The 17,455-nt window shown below is 60.2% G+C and carries 14 protein-coding genes; 9 read left to right on the top strand and 5 right to left on the bottom strand.

Going from position 1 to position 17,455, the window contains the following annotated elements; genetic code table 11:
* Positions 1-3 precede the first annotated feature (3 nt).
* Positions 4-225: an FmdB family zinc ribbon protein gene (locus FSO04_RS09090; RefSeq protein WP_154559362.1), complete on the top strand. Its 222-nt coding sequence runs from the start codon at positions 4-6 to the stop codon at positions 223-225.
* A 49-nt stretch (positions 226-274) separates the two neighbouring features.
* On the opposite strand, the gene FSO04_RS09085 is transcribed toward FSO04_RS09090, so the two are convergent.
* Together FSO04_RS09085 and FSO04_RS09080 are read right to left on the bottom strand one after the other, a co-directional pair.
* Positions 275-2,017 (bottom strand): thiamine pyrophosphate-binding protein, encoded by a 1,743-nt coding sequence (locus FSO04_RS09085; RefSeq protein WP_154559361.1) that lies wholly within the window; start codon positions 2,015-2,017, stop codon positions 275-277.
* A 376-nt stretch (positions 2,018-2,393) separates the two neighbouring features.
* Positions 2,394-4,139: a methyl-accepting chemotaxis protein gene (locus tag FSO04_RS09080; RefSeq protein ID WP_154559360.1), complete on the bottom strand. Its 1,746-nt coding sequence runs from the start codon at positions 4,137-4,139 to the stop codon at positions 2,394-2,396.
* A 340-nt stretch (positions 4,140-4,479) separates the two neighbouring features.
* Between FSO04_RS09080 and FSO04_RS09075 the strand changes: the two genes are divergently transcribed.
* On the top strand, positions 4,480-5,496 hold the full coding sequence (locus FSO04_RS09075; protein ID WP_166618161.1) for a DnaJ C-terminal domain-containing protein: 1,017 nt from the start codon (positions 4,480-4,482) through the stop codon (positions 5,494-5,496).
* A 20-nt stretch (positions 5,497-5,516) separates the two neighbouring features.
* Positions 5,517-5,879, top strand: a complete 363-nt coding sequence (locus tag FSO04_RS09070; RefSeq protein WP_154559358.1) for a translation initiation factor Sui1 — start codon at positions 5,517-5,519, stop codon at positions 5,877-5,879.
* 71 nt (positions 5,880-5,950) lie between these two features.
* Here the strand turns inward: FSO04_RS09070 and FSO04_RS09065 are convergent, their stop codons facing one another.
* From FSO04_RS09065 to FSO04_RS09055, 3 genes are all read right to left on the bottom strand, one after another.
* A complete protein-coding gene (locus tag FSO04_RS09065; protein WP_154559357.1) occupies positions 5,951-6,838 on the bottom strand; it encodes an SDR family oxidoreductase in 888 nt (295 codons plus the stop codon).
* Positions 6,839-6,985: 147 nt separating this feature from the next.
* The gene (locus tag FSO04_RS09060) at positions 6,986-8,095 is read right to left on the bottom strand and encodes a polyamine ABC transporter substrate-binding protein (RefSeq protein ID WP_154559356.1); all 1,110 of its coding nucleotides are present in this window, start codon (positions 8,093-8,095) and stop codon (positions 6,986-6,988) included.
* A gap of 49 nt (positions 8,096-8,144) precedes the next feature.
* A complete protein-coding gene (locus tag FSO04_RS09055; protein WP_154559355.1) occupies positions 8,145-9,257 on the bottom strand; it encodes a DmpA family aminopeptidase in 1,113 nt (370 codons plus the stop codon).
* A gap of 155 nt (positions 9,258-9,412) precedes the next feature.
* Here FSO04_RS09055 and FSO04_RS09050 point away from each other — a divergent pair, with 155 nt between their 5' ends.
* The 6 genes from FSO04_RS09050 (at position 9,413) to FSO04_RS09025 (ending at position 17,447) form a co-directional block, all read left to right on the top strand.
* Positions 9,413-10,216, top strand: a complete 804-nt coding sequence (locus tag FSO04_RS09050) for a helix-turn-helix transcriptional regulator (protein WP_154559354.1) — start codon at positions 9,413-9,415, stop codon at positions 10,214-10,216.
* Positions 10,217-10,417: 201 nt separating this feature from the next.
* Positions 10,418-12,343 (top strand): potassium transporter Kup, encoded by a 1,926-nt coding sequence (locus FSO04_RS09045; protein ID WP_414693408.1) that lies wholly within the window; start codon positions 10,418-10,420, stop codon positions 12,341-12,343.
* A gap of 16 nt (positions 12,344-12,359) precedes the next feature.
* Positions 12,360-13,910 carry a DUF2235 domain-containing protein gene (locus tag FSO04_RS09040; protein ID WP_154559353.1) on the top strand — a complete coding sequence of 517 codons (1,551 nt, stop codon included), beginning with the start codon at positions 12,360-12,362 and terminating at the stop codon, positions 13,908-13,910.
* A gap of 524 nt (positions 13,911-14,434) precedes the next feature.
* Positions 14,435-15,817, top strand: a complete 1,383-nt coding sequence (locus FSO04_RS09035; RefSeq protein WP_154559352.1) for an NAD-dependent succinate-semialdehyde dehydrogenase — start codon at positions 14,435-14,437, stop codon at positions 15,815-15,817.
* A gap of 21 nt (positions 15,818-15,838) precedes the next feature.
* The gene (locus FSO04_RS09030) at positions 15,839-17,014 is read left to right on the top strand and encodes an NAD(P) transhydrogenase subunit alpha (RefSeq protein WP_154559351.1); all 1,176 of its coding nucleotides are present in this window, start codon (positions 15,839-15,841) and stop codon (positions 17,012-17,014) included.
* Between the two features lie 61 nt (positions 17,015-17,075).
* Positions 17,076-17,447, top strand: a complete 372-nt coding sequence (locus FSO04_RS09025; RefSeq protein WP_154559350.1) for an NAD(P) transhydrogenase subunit alpha part 2 — start codon at positions 17,076-17,078, stop codon at positions 17,445-17,447.
* Positions 17,448-17,455 lie beyond the last annotated feature (8 nt).

Genomic DNA, 17,455 nt, shown 5'->3' with positions numbered 1-17,455 from the left:
GTCATGCCAATCTATGAATATGCCTGCGACGCATGCGGGACGTTCGATTCCATCCGCCCGGTCGCGAGGCGAGATGAGCGAACGCCGTGCCCGGAGTGCGGGCTGCTGTCGCCGCGCATCGCCAGCGGTGCGACGGTGTTGCTGTCGCAGCGCGGCGAGACCATACCGGCGGAAGAAGGGGCTTATGGCTTCAGGCATCAAGGTGGCTGCGGTTGCTGTCGCTAGAAAGCTGACCCGACTGCGCAAACGACCGCTGCACCCCGATAGCTGTTGTTCAAGCCGCGCATTCCGCGTAGTACCGATTCGGTGCCGGAAAGACCCCGGTCATCACTTCGATCAGGAATGGACCGTTAAGCTGTGATGCATCGCTCAGCGCATCTGCCAGGTCATCGAGGTGCTCAACCCTGCGCGACGCGACACCGAGCGAAGTGGCAAAAGCGGCCCAGTCATGACTCGGGAGCTCGCTGAACTGAGCCGGAATAGAGCCGTTGCTGATTGCGTCGATATGGACCGCGCCATGCGCAGCATTGTTCAACACGACATAAAGCACCTTTATGCCGTATCGCGCTGCGGTCTGGATCTCCATGCCGTGCATCAGCATGCACCCGTCTCCGGTCACGACGACACACGGGCGCTCCGGGGCCGCAAGCTTGACGCCGATCCCGGCGGCGACTGCCCAACCCATCGGCGCGAGGGAGCTGGATGAGAAATAGTTGCCAATGCCCGATGAGAGCCAGTAATGAGCCATGAATATCCGGTGAGCGCCCGAATCCACGACAACGTTTGCGTCCTTCGGCAGGAGTTGACACAGTTGCTTGACGACATCTCCTGTATAGAGCGATTGATCGCCATCTGAACCCCGCACGCCGGGTTGCTCGAACTTATAGTCGTACAGCGGGGTCTGGTTGACCTCGGCGACCCATGCTTTTCTTCGTTCCAGGATCGTGTGAAAGTCGGCGCTCCGGTTCGTGTCCATCTGGGACAGCGCGCGAAATGTGGCGCCAATCCCGGAGAAAACCCTGCCGCGCGCGACATGCCCCGTCGCGGGTGCGTCGAAGCTGTCGTCGAAAATGATCAGTTCCTTCCAGGCAGCCAGCTTCTCTGTCCAGTTCATGCTGTCGCGCTGATTCAGGTCGCTGCCGAACACGACGAGGACGTCGAGCTCGTCCGAGTTGATGACGCGGACGGCCCGCGAGTGGCCCGAGAATCCGTACACGCCGAGCGAAAGGACATGATCCTCAGGAAACGCGCCCTTTCCCGATAGCGTGGTCGCAACAGGAATGCAAAATTTTTCGGCCGCGTCGAGCAGGACCTTTGCGGTTTCCGCGTCATTGCCGCGACTGCCGATCAGGAAAGCGACTCTCTTCGATTTGAGCAAGTACCTGTTGCACAAGGCATCCAACGCAGCAAGGTTCGCGGGGACCTCGCAGGCGTTGAACTCGTCATGATCGTACGGTTGCCGGGATGCGTCGTGGCCGGGTAGAACTTCCTGCCGTTGAACGTCGACAGGGATGCTCACGAAAGACTGCGCTCGACGCATCCAGTTCAACCCGTCTGTCGCGCGACGCATTTCGGCCTGAAGATTGTCTTTGTTCTTCAGTTCAACGACATTTTCGACCAGACTCCTTACCACGCCGCTTTCGAAAATGCCGCTCATCGTAGCGTCCTGGAACGCGCCTTTGCCTTCTGCGCGCGACGAAACCCCTCCGGCAATATAGAGCATGGGAATCCGGTCGGCGTGAGCGGCCGCCATGCCGGGCACGAAATTCATGGTGCCTGGTCCGGCAATCCCCACGCACACGCCAAATTTCCGGCTGGCCCGCGCATAACCGTCAGCCATGAAAGCACTGCTGGTCTCATGCGCGCAAACAATTCCGCGAATCGATGGCGACTTGTCGATTGCATCCAGCAGCGGGTAAATCATCTTCCCCGGCACGAGGAAGACGTGATCGATTTTCGCGACTTCCAACGACTTCACGACCGTTGTCGATACATTGAGGGGAGCGTGTGATTCCATATTTTTTGAGTACGATCCGAGTAGAAACCAATAATCGGATCTCGCTATCCCTCATACGGACGTCGCACGTGGCCCTCGAAAGAGCAACGTGACGAAGCCGGCGGCACAACGCCGGTATGCGGAGACAGCGAGACGGCCCTGAACGCGCTGCATACCGGCTGCAATCGCGTTCCGTGCTGCTTCATCGAGCCCGCCTGAAACGGGCCCGTGTCTCCATCCGTGAGTACTCTTTCCCGGCTACGACGTCGCTCGCATGCACTGCCTCAATGGCTGAGGCGAGCGCTGCGAGGTGTTATCGACCATGCGGCGCGCGTGAATCGCGAACCTCGGTCCGTTCGACTACAGGTTGCCGTCCAGCCTGAATGCGCTGCACCGTTCAGAATGTCTGCCAGTCGGCAGTCTCACTGGCGCTGGTCGCGACTGCGGTGCTTCCGGCACTTGTTAAACGTGGCGTCGCCGTGGGCTTTGTCAACTTTGCAGGGGACGATGCGTGAATTTTCGGCGGCGTCCGATGTGGTTCCTTCCGGGGCGTATTCGCTGGTGACACAGATACGCGCCTGACGTCGATCTTGAAGAAGGCTACCGCTGCACGCAGGCCCTGGGCCTGCTGCGCCATCGACTGTGCCGCCGCCGAAGCTTCTTCCACCAGCGCGGCATTCTGCTGGGTTACCTGGTCCATCTGGTTGACTGCCTGGTTGACCTGCTCGATGCCGGTGCTCTGTTCTTGCGACGCCGATGAGATCTCACCCACGATATCGGTGACACGCTTCACCGACGCGACGATCTCGTTGATCGTGCCGCCCGCCTGCTCGACAAGCGTCGAGCCCGCCTCCACCCGGTTGACCGAATCGGCGATCAAGTCCTTGATTTCCTTTGCGGCGCTGGCACTGCGCTGCGCGAGGGCGCGGACTTCACCGGCCACGACGGCGAAGCCCCGACCCTGTTCGCCGGCACGAGCCGCCTCGACCGCTGCGTTGAGCGCGAGGATGTTGGTCTGGAAGGCAATACCCTCGATCACACTGATGATCTCGGACATTTTGGTCGAGCTTGCGGAGATCTCGCGCATCGTTTCGACCACCTGCCCGACGACCTCGCCGCCTTGCTGTGCGATGCCGGAGGCCGTACCGGCGAGCGTTGCTGCCTGCTTCGCGTTGTCCGTGTTGTGGCGGACCGCGGCGGTCAGTTCCTCGATGCTCGAGGCGGTTTCTTCGAGCGATGCTGCCTGCTCTTCTGTGCGGCTCGACAGGTCCAGATTCCCTTGTGCGATCTGCGCACTCGCCGTCGCCACCCCTTCGGCGTTCTCGCGGACTTCCGCCACGACTTGCGACAGGGCATCGCGCATGGCCTTCAGCGATGCCATGAGGCTGTTCGTATCGCCGGGCCGGAGATCGATGCTTACGCTGAGATCGCCCGCTGCCACGCTTCTGGCGAGGTTGGCGGCTGTCGCCGGCTCAGTGCCCAGTTGCCGTGTCAGACTGCGCGCCATCCAGACGCCGATTCCCCAACCGATCAACACGGAGAAGACCACCAGAACGAGCATCCGATTGCGGCCGTCCTCGTACACCTTGTCGTTAGATCCGGCCGTCGCTTGGGCGTCGCTCTGTTTCACATTAACCAGAGTGCCCATCAGGACCAGGGTCTTGAAACCCTTCTCATGGTATTCGCCCAACAGATAGGCAGTCAGGGCAGCTTGATCCTGTAGCCCGGCGGCGTTAATCCGGCCTTTCATTTCATCGAAGGCCTGTATGTAGTCGTGCCAGCCCTGATCGAGATCGGCGAAGGTCGCTTTCCCTTTGTCGGTGTAGACGAGGGGCTCGGCTTGATTGAGGTGCTCGCGCGCCGAGGCCAGGGTTTTTTCGGCCTGGGCTAGCGAAGCGGTCCGCTGCTCGGCAGTGGAAGCCAGAATGGCGTTGCGTAGATATGTGCCGACTCTCAGCACATCGGCGTTCGCTTGCTGGATCTGGTTAAGCCCCACGAGATCCATTCGATAGGTCGTGTCTGCGTTTGCGCTGATCTGTCCCATGCTGCGGACACCGATCACGCTGACGATGGCACTGATGACTGATACGAGGATAAAGGCGCTGATGAGTTTGGCGCCGAGTTTCATATTGCCGATATTCATAGCTTGCTTCGTCAACGTGAAAAAAATTGGAACAAAGAAATAGATCCAACGACGCTCGCGCGTCGCCGGATAGTCGGCAATGCCGTCCGGGGATGCGGCAAGTGCTCCATGTATTCAGTTAACGGCAGCCACAATACATTCTTCAGACAAATTATCGTTTACACGTAAATTCGCCGTACTTTTAGGCTTTCAAGTTATTACTTTGTAAGGTGCGGGCGAAGACAAAGGCCGCAGGTCCAGCGGCTGAAAGCGGCAGATGAGGTGACGTTTCGACAACTGGCAGTCCTTTCACCGCGTCTTGATAGACTTGCGCGTACGGAAAGAAATGCGGGGGAAATGCGTGAGTCTTGATGAATACTATAGGCGGCTGAAGTTGCCGGGCACTGCGTCGCCGGCAGACGTCAAGCGCGCGTATCGACGGCTAAGAGCGAAGTACCACCCCGATCGCAACAAGGGGGCCGAATCGACAGTCGAACCGGTGTTCAAGCGCATTCAGGAGGCGTTTGAGATTCTGACCGGCAAGCGTGAACCGCCCGTGTCCAGTCCGGTGGCGGCATCGACTGAGCACCGCGACAAGCCAGCCCACTCACGCGAACACCGCAGCCCGCCTCCCATGCGCGGTGCGAACTGTCTGATCGAACTTTTCGTGCCGCTCGAAGCAGCGATTCACGGCGGCGAGGTCGAAGCGAGCTATTCGGTGAAGGGACCGTGTCATCCATGTCAGGAAAGGGGCGCCCAGTGCGCGAGCTGCTACGGCAGCGGTCTGTCGGCCTCGGGCACGCACTGCGTCGCCTGTGGGGGAACCGGTCGCCCGCCAGCGAGTGAGCGGTGTCAAGCGTGTCTCGGCACGGGTATCAGAACATTTCGGAAGTCCGAGGCGGTGAAGGTTCCAGCGGGTGTGTGGGATGGCCAGCGCCTTGTCGTCGAAGGTGGCGGCCATCCCGGGCCGAATGGCGGTCCGCCCGGCGACGCGATCTTCTCGGTCGTGATTGTCTGCAGCGCGGCCTTTCGTCGAGACGGTTTGAATCTGGCCAGCGAGATTCAGGTTGATTTCGTGACCGCCACGCTCGGCGGTAACTTCGAAGCGCAGATTCTGGGCCGTGCGCACCAGATGACGATTCCGCCGAACGCGCAACAGGGCAGCACGATCCGTCTACGCGGACATGGACTCACCGACCGCAACGGCTCGCGCGGTGACCTGACGCTGCAATTGGTGCTCGCGATGCCGGCAGCGGCTTTACATCTCACAGACAACGAACGACAACGGCTGCGTGAGATGTTTGCGGATGCTGGGCGTCGAGCAATGCAGGCAATTCCTGCGCACTCGCAATCGAGCCGGCGTTTCGCAGCCAAGTAATATCTTTGAGCAATCCAATCATGAAACGTAGTTCAAAAGGCGGCCTTGTCTATTCGACCGACGGCGGACAGATGTGTCCCGAATGCAGGCAGGTGATCGCGGAATGTATCTGCAAGACAGTTGCCAAGACATTACCGGTAGGCGATGGCGTGGTGCGCGTGTCACGCGAGACCAAGGGCCGTGGCGGGAAAAGCGTGACGATCGTTAAAGGCTTAGCGCTCGATCCTCTCGCCTTGGCCTCATTAGGCAAGCAATTGCGCACAGCCTGCGGTTCTGGTGGAACGGTCAAGGATGGCGTGATCGAAGTGCAGGGTGACCATTGCGAGCGGGTCATCGAAGCGCTCAAGAAGTACGGCTACAGCGCGAAGCGCGCCGGGGGCTAATCGCTTCAATGAGCGTTAACGCCCCGACGTAGATCGATTCCGCTTCGCTTCGTGCCGATCAACAAAGGTGACTAGACATACCGCGCTTCGTTGAGGTCGGCGATGAGCGTCGGTCCGGTTGGATGCCAGTTCAACCGGGCTTGTGTCTGAACACTCGAGGCCGGCATATCCAATCCGACGAACATTGCCATCCATCCAAAATGCGACGCCGCTTCATCCGGGCCAATCGAAACGACGGGCAAGTTCAGACCCCGACCAAGCGCCTCGGCGATTTCGCGGCTACTGACCCCTTCTTCGCCGACCGCATGATATCGAGCCCCCTGTTGGCGCTTTTCTACGGCGAGCCGATAGAGACGCGCCACATCGGAGAGATGGCCAGCCGGCCAGCGGTTACGGCCCTCGCCCACGAAGGCGCAGACGCCTTTCTCCCGAGCGATAGCAACGAGCGGCGAGATGAGACCCTGCTTGAACGGGTTGTGAACCTGAGGTAGACGCACCACTGACACGTTGACACCTGCCTCCAGGAGAGCATTCCCCGCCATCTCGGACGCAATCCGCGGATTGGGATGGCTGATATTAAAGACATCTTCGGTCGCCGGTTGACCATGCTCGCCGCTGCCCATGCCGGTCCCGGAGGTGATGATCAGAGGACGGTCGGAGCCGGCGAGCACCGAACCGAGTGCCGCGATCGCTCGCTTGTCCTTTTCGCAGTTCTCCACGAATCTAGAGAAATCGTGATCGAATGCCGTGTGAATGACGGCATCTGCTTTTGCGGCGCCGCTGCGCAGGCTCTCCGGGTCCTCCAGGGTTCCGCGATGCACTTCCGCACCTGCATCGATAAGCGCTTGCGCTCCCGCGTCCGAACGCGTCATGCCGATCACATGATGACCCGCGTTGATAAGTTCGGGAATGATGGCCGCACCGATGAAGCCCGTCGCGCCCGTCAGAAAGATACGCATAGTGAAACCTCCGTGATTGTCACCGCGACTATCTGACCATTTCCCGTTCTGTTGAAGTGGTGACGTCATCCTATGAAAGGAACTAACAGGATCCCGATGTCGGCCGGCCAATCCAACGCTGACGCAATACGTCGATCCGCCCCAACCTCAGCGCCCGGCCTTAAGCTGTGTCCACAGCCTGTTTTCAAGGCGCAAGATATCGGCCGGCAAAGGCAATGACAGCGTGAGCGATTTCATCTTTTCTCCGCGAGGATAAACCGCTTCATTCTCGAGGATCGCCGGCTTCACAAAAGCACGGGCCGAAGCGTTAGCGTTCGGATAGAAAACCTGATTGGTGATCGCCGCGCTAACCTTGGGCTGAAGGATGTAATTGATCCATTGCATTGCAGCTTCCGGGTGTGGCGCATCTTTAGGAACACCCATCAGATCGAACCACAACACTCCATCGCCCTTAGGAATGACGTAGCGAATCTCATAGGCGCGATGGGCCTCTTCTGCACGCCGCTTCGCGATCCCGACGTCGCCCGACCACGCTAGCGCGATGCAGACATCGTTATTGGCGAGATCGTTGATGTAGCCGGAAGAATTGAACTGGGTGATGTACGGGCGAATCGTTTTGAGCAGCTTGAACACTTCCTGATAATCGGCGGGGTTCTTACTGTTGGGATCCTTATGCAGGTAGATCAACCCAACCGAGAATGCGTCCTCCGCGGAGTCGAGCACGGAAACGCCGCAGGTTTTCAGCTTCGAAACGTATTGCGGATCGAACAGCAGGTCCCAACTATCGTAGGGTGCGTCCTTGCCTAATATCTGCGTCACTTTCGTGACGTTGTAACCGATGCCGTCCGTGCCCCATGACCATGGCACGGTGTATTGATTGCCCGGATCGGCCGACGCAAGCATCTTCATGAGCACGGGATCCAGATTGGCCAGGTTTGGAATCTTGGTCTTGTCGAGTTTCCGATAGACACCTGCTTCGATCTGCTTGCCGGCATAGCTGGATGACGGCACTACAACGTCATAGCCCGATGATCCGCTTAGCAACTTTGCCTGCAAGGTGTCGTCGCCGTCATAGACGTCGTATCGCGTGTGAATGCCGGTTTCCTTTTCGAACCCAGAGACGGTGTCGTCGGCGATATTGTCCGACCAGTTGTAGACATTCAGCTCTTCGGCTTGAGCATGGTTTGCGGTCGCAGCCAGCGTCCCCGCAACTGCGAGGAGTCCAGTGACGACAGTGATGAGATGGCGGGGTGTCATAGCGGCCTTTCTGTTTTAATGAAGGAACCCATGCGAGGGGGAAGAAGCGTCAGTCAGTAATCGGGCGGTCGCGGCGCCAACCAACGTGTTCCAGTGCTTTCAGCAAACGTGCGGCGCCGAGCGCGGGGACATGAACGCCTTGGCCGTCCATATCTTCAGCAGCAACGAGGGCGTTGAGAATGGCTTCTTCGACCGCTTCCGCAGCCGCGACGAATAGCGGAGAAATGAAATCGTGAATGACGCTGCGCACGCTGATGACAGGCTCGATTGCCTTGCCGTAATCCGCCGGCGGTATGCCGCGGTTACCCACCGAGAAGGCAATGAAGATGTCGCCACTGGAGTATTCGGTGCCGCCGCCCACGCGGGCTAATCCGATACTCGCGCGCCGTGCAATCTGCTCGCACTGATGCGGAAGAAGCGGCGCGTCGGTCGCAAGCGTCACCACGATCGATCCCATTCCGGGGACACCCGCCCGACGTCTGTCGAATGGCGACGGCAGATCTCGCAGCACCTCGCCAACCGGATAGCCGGCCACGCGCAGCGCATCGCGACGACCGTAGTTCGCCTGGACCAGCGCGCCGACGGTCCAGCCACCGTCCTCTGCCCAGAGCCTGCGCGAGGCTGTTCCAATGCCGCCTTTGAACTCATGACAAATCATGCCGGTACCGCCGCCAACCGAGCCCTCGGCCACCGGTCCACTGCGAGCGTCGGCTTGCGCCTCGTGAACGTGCGCGGCGGTGACATGCTGCCCCCAGATGTCGCTCAGCACCCCATCGAAAGTTTCCAGCACCACCGGCATGCACCAGTACTGGCTATCGCCGACGCATGCGCGTTCGGCGGCGACCAATGCGTCGCGAACCACGCCGACGCTGTGCGTGTTGGTGTAGGCGATAGGCGTAGTCAGCAAGCCTGATTCGCGGATCCATTCCAGGCCGGTGGCATCGCCGTTTCCGTTGAGCACATGACAGCCGGCAAAACATGGATCGAGCCGTGCCATGCCGGCGCGTGGTTCGATGATCGTCACGCCGGTTCGAATCGAAGCTTCTGCGCGGTTTTCGACCAGGGTACGATGACCGACTCTCACGCCTTGCACGTCGGTGATGCTGTTAAACGGACCGGGCGTGCCGTGGCCAACTCGAACGCCGATGTCTCTGATACCCATACTTTTCTCCTGTGTTGCTCGCTGCGAGCAAGCCTGCCGACACGCATGCGACGGGGTACAGAGATGGTAGGGTGGGGAACGACGCGTGAAAATCAGGCCGAAGGGCTAGAACGATGGGACGACCTACCCTTTAAGGGGTAGTGGGGGAAACTGACATGCAGCTTGATGTATCGGACGTTGCCTTTCATCAGCGGCTTGGACGTCTGGTCGAGAAGCTCGACGACAAACAGTTCTGGCATGCGCTGATCGACCTGTTGCGCAAAGTGGTCCACTTTGACAACTGGGTGGTGGTGATCTTCTGGCCCAACGGGAAACCCCAGTTGATTGCGGAGATCCAGTCGCGCACGCCGAACGACGAACTGTTCAAGGGGTATTTGAACAGCGTCTATTTGCTGGACCCTTTCTATCAATTCAGCCTGGGCGGGATCAGTCCGGGCGTGTATTGTCTCGACGAAGTCGCACCCGATCACTTCCGGGAAACCGAATATTTTCGCCGCTATTTTTCGGTGAACGTGCTGGAAGATGAGGTGCAGTTGTTAGCCCCGCTGCCCGCGGGTGGAACGCTGTCTGTATCGATGGGCAGTGAACGCCGCTTTAGCTCGACTGAAATCGGAACCCTCTGTCTTTACGGCGCATGGTTGCTTCCGTTGATGTGCCATGCCTTGGCGGCGCAAACAGCCGTGCTTCCCCCGCCGGTGAGTTCACCCGCGGGAGGTGATCGACGCCTTCACTTCGAACAGGCGTTGCGCAAGCGCTCCAATGCGTCGCTGACCAACCGCGAAATCGAAATCGCGCTGATGATTCTTGCCGGACATTCGACCAAGAATATGGCAAGGCTGCTTGGCGTGTCACCTGCTACCGCCAAAGTTCACCGACACAATCTTTACAAGAAGCTGAACATCTCCTCTCAGGCGACACTGTTTCTGCTCATCATGGATGAAGACCCGGAGACCAACTGAGGCGAACCGGTTCTGATGGGTGATCCTAAGGGGATGCCTGGCTTTGAACCGCGCCCTTTCTTCTGTACGCTGTCATCGACAGGCCGTCCGCTGATCGGCCCATTGCAGGAGGATCAGCGTGACCAGACGGGCCGCCAGGCGCTTGAGCGCCGGCGCACCGTTCGCTGGCCGGGGGCCCCACCCACTGAGAAGGAGCCATTCATGGAATCGTCTTCAGGCCAACAACCGGGCACCCCTGCCGGCCACGTCGCTGAAACCAGCCACGGGTCGATGGCCAAACTGGCGCTGGCCGCCATCGGCATCGTGTTCGGCGACATCGGCACCAGTCCGCTCTACACCATGAGCACGGTATTCGACTCGGGTCACGGGCTGGTGCTCAACCGCTTCAATGTGCTGGGCGTGGTGTCGCTCATCATCTGGTCGCTGATCATCGTGGTGACGCTGAAGTACGTGACGCTGATCATGCGTGCCCACAACCACGGCGAGGGCGGCATTATGGCGCTGCTGGCGCTGGCTTCCAGTTCGGTAATGAACCGGCCCCGCCTGCGCCACGGGCTGCTGCTCGCCGGCGTGTTCGGCGCGGCGCTGTTCTACGGCGACGGCGTCATCACGCCGGCCATCTCGGTGCTCAGCGCGGTGGAAGGGCTGGAAGTGGCGGAGCCGCAACTTAAGCCCTTCGTGGTGTCGATCGCGCTAGTCGTGCTGATCGCCTTGTTCCTGGTGCAGCGGCGCGGCACGGCCGGCATCGGCGCGGTGTTCGGGCCGGTGATGGTGCTGTGGTTCGGCGTGATTGCGGTGTCGGGTCTGCTTACCATCGGCCGCGCGCCGGGCATCCTGGCCGCTTTCAACCCGTTCGTGGGTCTCGAATTCCTGGTGCGCAACGGCTGGCGAGCCTTTGTCTCGCTCGGCGCGGTGGTGCTGGCGCTGACCGGCGCCGAGGCGCTGTATGCCGACATGGGCCACTTCGGCGCGCCGCCGATCCGCCTGTCGTGGTTCGCACTCGTGCTACCCGCGCTGGCGCTCAACTACCTGGGCCAGGGCGCGCTGCTGTTGTCGGACCCCAAGGCCGTGGACAACCCCTTCTTCCACCTCTTCCCGTCGATGGCGCTGTTCCCGATGGTGCTGCTGGCCACGGTGGCGACTGTGATCGCGTCGCAGGCCGTGATCAGCGGCGCGTTTTCCATGACCAAGCAGGCCATGCAACTCGGCTTCATGCCGCGCATGGGCATCGTCTACACCTCCGAACGCGAGGTCGGCCAGATCTACGTGCCCGCCATCAACTGGATGCTGCTGATCGCGGTGGTGGGGGCGGTGCTGGGCTTCGGTTCCTCCACGGCGTTGGGCTCGGCCTACGGTATCGCCGTAACGGGCACCATGATGATCACCACCTTCCTCACGTTCTACGTCGTGCGCTATGCCTGGCACTACAACTGGTTGCTGTGCGTGCTGGCCACCGGCTTCTTCTTCGTCATCGACTTCACGTTCTTCTCGGCCAACCTGCTCAAGTTCGTGGATGGCGGATGGTTCCCGTTGCTGCTGGGCGCCATCATGTTCACCATCATGTCCACCTGGCACCGCGGCCGTGAGCTGATGGTCGAAGAGGCCACCGTCCATGCCGGCGCGCTGCCGCTGGCCAGGTACCTGGACAGCCTGTTCGCGAAGGCAACGATACGCGTGCCCGGCACCGCCGCGTTCCTGACCATCAACCCCAGCACCGTGCCGCACGCGCTGATCAACAACCTGGCGCATAACCACGTGCTGCACGAGCGTGTGCTGTTCGTGCACGTGACCAACCTGGATGTGCCCTATGTGCCGCGCGAGCAGCGCGTGGCGATCACGCCGCTGGGCCACAACTGCCACAGCATCCTCGTGACCTACGGCTTCAAGGACGAGGCCAGCCTGCCGCAAGCGCTGCGCGACTGCGAGCCGAAGGGCCTGGTAGTCGATCCGGCGCAGGTGTCCTATTTCCTCAGTCATGCCACCGTGGTGGCGACCGGAGGCAAGGGCATGCCGGTGTGGCGCGAACGAGTGTTCAGCGTAATGGCGCACAATATCGGTAACCCTGCGGCTTATTTCAAGCTGAGTTCAAACCGGGTGATCGAGCTGGGCTCGCGCGTCGAAATATGAGGTAGAACCCGCAAACATGAAGAGACTTTTCGTTTGCTGCGACGGCACATGGAACTCGGATAGCGACGAGTTTCAGGGGGTGCCTGTTCCAACCAATGTCGTTCGCTTTTTCAACGCGTTGAGTGACCACGGTGACGATGGCGTCGAGCAACTCCGGTACTACCACGTCGGCATTGGCGCTAATGAAGGGCGAGTTCGTCGTATCGTAGACGGTGCGCTGGGATTAGGCCTCTCGCGAGACATTCGAACCGCGTACAAGTGGCTGTCCGACCACTACGAGGAAGGTTCTGAAATCTTTGTCATTGGCTTTTCGCGTGGTGCGTTCACGGCGCGAAGCCTGGTGGGCATGCTCCACCGTTGCGGACTTCCTCGCGAGGCAAGCTGGGTGCTAGTCAAGCAGGCATGGAACCTGTACCGGCTTGATCCAGCAATGCCGGAAAACATCAGCCTGCAGGAACGGTTCTGCATCGAGAATGGCAAGCCGCCTCCCATTCGCTTCCTGGGCGTTTGGGAGACGGTGGGCGCTCTCGGCATTCCTGAAATTGCGAACATGTTCGGCTTCGGGAGACAGCGCCTCGAATTTCATGACACGAGGCTTTCGCCGGAAGTCGAACGCGCGGTGCAAGGCCTCGCCATTGATGAGCAGCGGAACACCTTCTTGCCAACGTTGTGGACGGATGCGGATGGCTGCGACCCGGTGCGCGTGACGCAAGTGTGGTTCCCTGGCGTGCACGCCGACGTTGGGGGCGGCTACAAGGAGACCGGGCTTTCTGATGCCACACTCAAATGGATGATTGCCGAGGCTGCGCAGTGCGGTGCGGTGTTTGAATCGGAGATGTTGGACCAGATAGCCGATGCGGGCCAGTTGTCGGCGGTGCATGGCGTCCTTCACAACTCACTCACAGGCTTTTACAGGAGGATCGGATTTCGTCCCCGGTCCTTTCCCTATCTGGCGAAGGATTCACGAATATGCTCCGAATCGATATCGGATCTGGCATTGGCACGGCAGGCCAGTCCGCCAATCTTTCAGGCTCCCTATCGACCGAATATAGAGCCTGCGGCCGGGGTCCAGGTGCGGGTTTTCGCCAGCACGCTGTGGAACTGGACCGGTATTTTCATGAAGGAAGGGGTGAGCTACCGGTTCAAGGTGCCTGAAGGTCAAACATGGCTGGATGGGGACATCGCATCGGGTGCGGAGGGCACGCCAGGCAACTGGATGCAGCGCCTGTTCGCATGGTCCAAGCGGGTCAGGGGAGCGAACTGGTTCGAACTCTGCGGTGCCATCTCTTACCCAGGGGAGCCGAGCGAAGCAGGCGTGTCACCTCAACCCTTCTACTTCAGAATCGGCAGAGAGATGGAGATCAAGGCTCCTTACTCGGGTTACCTGTATTGCTTTGCCAACGACGCCACCTGGGCGTATTGGAACAATCAAGGCAGTCTGCGGGTTGACATTGCCGAATCAGGCCGCGTGCCGGCTGGCAAAGAGATGGCACACCCGTCTTTTGACGAAGACCTGACTGCGCCGGCAACAGCACCCGGAGGTTCGGGAGCGGGCGAACCGTCCTGAACGGTACCGCGACGGACATTGAGACTTTGTTTCGTGCTCATTGGGGCCGGGTCCGCACTTGTACGGCACCGTACCGACCTCCACCGAGGTTAAGCGCACCGTGGTTGCACGCGCCTTGCGTCTCTCATCCAAAAGCGCTCGAAACACCCTCGCGCAGTATGATTTTCTTTGATCGCTCGCCCGGGCCGCCCCCTCCAGCAAGGAGTGGCCATCATGCTCACAATCCGAAAACACTATTTCTTTCCGCCGCGCTCATGGCGGAGGCAGTCGCTGCTATGCAATGGCGCGGCAAGACAGATCATTTTGCGTGATTTCGGTCCAAGGACTGACCAGGACGTGAAAGAGTCGAAGGCCGCGATGAAGAAGCAGGGCGCCTGAGGTCAGACGCGCAAGCTGGGTTCGAGCTGCAAGCACTCGAAGATAAATAATTAGGATGTCGAACACAAGATGTGCTGGTGTTCGACAGATGCTTGACGTTCCACTACCGGACTCAAGCCCAACCCCATTTAAAGAGAACACAAATCATGGCTTATCAAAGCGTCAACCCTAACACCGGCAAGGTTCTGAAGAGCTTCGAAAAACTGACCGATGAGCAGCTTGAAAAGTCGATCGCCGCTGCCGAGACCTGTTTCCAGACATGGAAGCACACGACCTACGCCCAGCGTGCCGAAATCGTGGATAAGGCCGCAACGCTGATGCGTAAGAACGTCGATGAATTTGCCAAACTGGCGACCCTTGAAATGGGTAAGCGCATCGACGAAGCGCGTGGCGAAGTCAGGTTCAGCGCCGACATCCTTGCTTATTACGCCGAGCACGCGAAAACTTTCCTGGCACCGACCAAACTGAATCCGAAAGTCGGTGAGGCGCACATGGAGAATAGTCCATTCGGCGTGCTCTTCTGCGTGGAGCCGTGGAATTTCCCGTATTACCAGCTTGCACGCGTCGCCGGCCCGCAACTGATGGCGGGTAACGTGCTGGTGGTCAAGCATGCAGGCTGCGTACCGCAATGCGCGATTGCCTTCGAGAAACTCCTGCTCGACGCGGGCGCACCTAAGGGGGCCTACACCAACCTGTTGATCTCGCACGAGCAGTCCGAGCGAATCATCGACGACCCGCGCATCAAGGGTGTGGCATTGACGGGCAGCGTCGAGGCCGGCAGAAGTATTGCGGCGCGAGCGGGGCAGAACCTCAAGAAGACTTCGATGGAGCTAGGCGGCAGCGATGCGTTCATCGTGCTCGACGACGCCGACCTGGAAAAGACCGTTCCGTGGGCTGTATGGGGGCGGATGTATAACGCTGGCCAGACCTGTTGCGCGGCGAAGCGATTCATCGTTCTCGATTCGATTGCCGACAAATTTCTTGCGAAGTTCAAGACGGCGCTCTCCGAATTGAAGGCAGGCGATCCGATGGACGAGAAGACCACGCACGGCCCCTTGTCCACCGAGGCGGCGCTGGTTCAACTGCTCAAGCAGGTCGACGATGCAGTGGCACATGGCGCCACGCTGGTGATGGGCGGCAAACGCATCGACCGACCCGGCTCGTTCATGGAAACGACGATCCTCACGGATATCAAACCGGACAATCCGGCTTTCCGCGACGAATTCTTCGGTCCGGTGGTGTCGTTCTTCCGCGTCAAGGACGAAGCCGCGGCCATCGCGCTAGCCAACGATTCGGACTTCGGCCTCGGTGGTTCGGTCTTCACGAAAGACGAAGCGCGCGGCAAGCGTGTGGCGAGCGGGGTCGAGACCGGGATGATGTTCATCAACAACATCGACTGGTCCGATGCGGAACTGCCGTTTGGCGGCATCAAGGATTCCGGCTACGGCCGTGAGCTCGGCAACATGGGCATCCAGGAGTTCGTCAATACGAAGCTTGTCCGTACCGCCCGCCTCGATGCGCCGGCCTGATCTCCACAAGGAAAGCCCGCCATGTATGTCAACGTTGCTGTTCTGACGGAGACCCGGGCCCATGAACGCCGTGTGGCGCTCGTGCCGTCCGTGGTCCGGAAGCTGGTCAAACTGGGTGCCCGGCTGCATATGCAGCCGGGGGCGGGCGCGGCGATTCATCTGGATGACGCCGCGTTCGAGAACGTCGCCTTTATAGCGGATCGCACGGCGCTGGTGAAAGACGCCGATGTCGTGCTTGCCGTTCAGCCGCCCGCGCTCGAGGTGGTCAACGCGATGAAGGAGGGCGCGATCCTCGTTTCGTTCATCTATGCACACAACGAGCCCGCGCTGGTGGAACGCCTGCTCGACAAGAAGATCACCTGCTTCGCGATGGAGCGGGTGCCACGCATTACGCGCGCCCAATCCATGGACGCGTTATCGAGCCAGTCCGCGCTTGCAGGCTACTACGCGGTGCAACTCGGCTCTACCCATCTCGCTCGCGTGGTGCCCAAGATTACCAGCGCGGCAGGCTCGATCGGACCGGCTCACGTTCTGGTAATGGGGCTCGGTGTGGCAGGGCTGGAGGCGATCGCGACGGCGCATCGCCTTGGGGCCGTCGTCGAGGGCTATGACGTGCGGCCGGAAACTCAGGAGCAGGCGCTCTCGCTGGGCGCCACCTTCGTCGATACCGGTATCGATGCGCGCGGTAAAGGCGGCTATGCCCGTGAGCTCAGTGCCGAGGAAAAGACCAGGGTCGCGGACGTGCTGACGAAGCACATCCAGAGCGCCGATCTGATCATCACAACCGCCGCGATTCCCGGTAAGGCCTCGCCCAAACTCATCAGCCACGCACAAGTGGCCGGCATGAAAGCGGGCTCGGTGATCGTCGATCTGTCGGCGGAAGGCGGCGGCAACTGCGAGGACACGCGGCCTGGCGAGACCACCCGGATCGGCAACGTGACGATCGTCGCGCCGCTGAACGTGCCCTCGCTGCTCGGCGAGGACGCGAGCGAACTGTATGCGAAGAATCAGTACAACCTGCTCGCGTTGATCATGAAAAACAACGTCATCGAGATCGACTGGAGCGACGAAGTCCTCGCCAAAACGGTGCTCACCCACGCGGGCGAGAACAAGGCAGAGGCGAGCGACGAGGCGGCCAAGCCTGTTGCCGCCGCGAAGAAGCCCCCCGCGAAAGCCGAACCTCTTGCATCGGTATGAGCGCCGGCATAAGCGCCTGTATTAACACCGGCACGAACACGCTCTGACCAAGGACTAAGTGATGGACTTCCAGATCAGCATTTCCGGCTTCGTCGCGATTTACGTCTTCATGCTGGCCGCTTTCGCCGGCTGGGTGATCATCGGACACGTGCCGGCCATCCTGCATACCCCGTTGATGTCGGGCTCGAATTTCGTACACGGCATTGTCGTGGTGGGCGGCATCTATGCGCTCCTGAACGCGAGTACGGTCCAGGAGCAAGTCATCGGCTTCGTTGCTGTGTTGCTCGGCGCGGGCAATGCCGCAGGCGGTTATGCCGTCACCGATCGCATGCTCGCGATGTTCAAGACCAGCGGCCACCCGTCCGGGCACGGCACGCACGGTGCGCACAGCAAGTCCGGCACCGTGAAGTCCATCCACGCAAAGAAGCATTGAGGACGCCG

Source organism: Paraburkholderia madseniana (assembly GCF_009690905.1).
GTDB classification, from domain to species: Bacteria; Pseudomonadota; Gammaproteobacteria; order Burkholderiales; family Burkholderiaceae; genus Paraburkholderia; species Paraburkholderia madseniana.
This window is presented reverse-complemented; position numbering and strand designations above follow the sequence as displayed.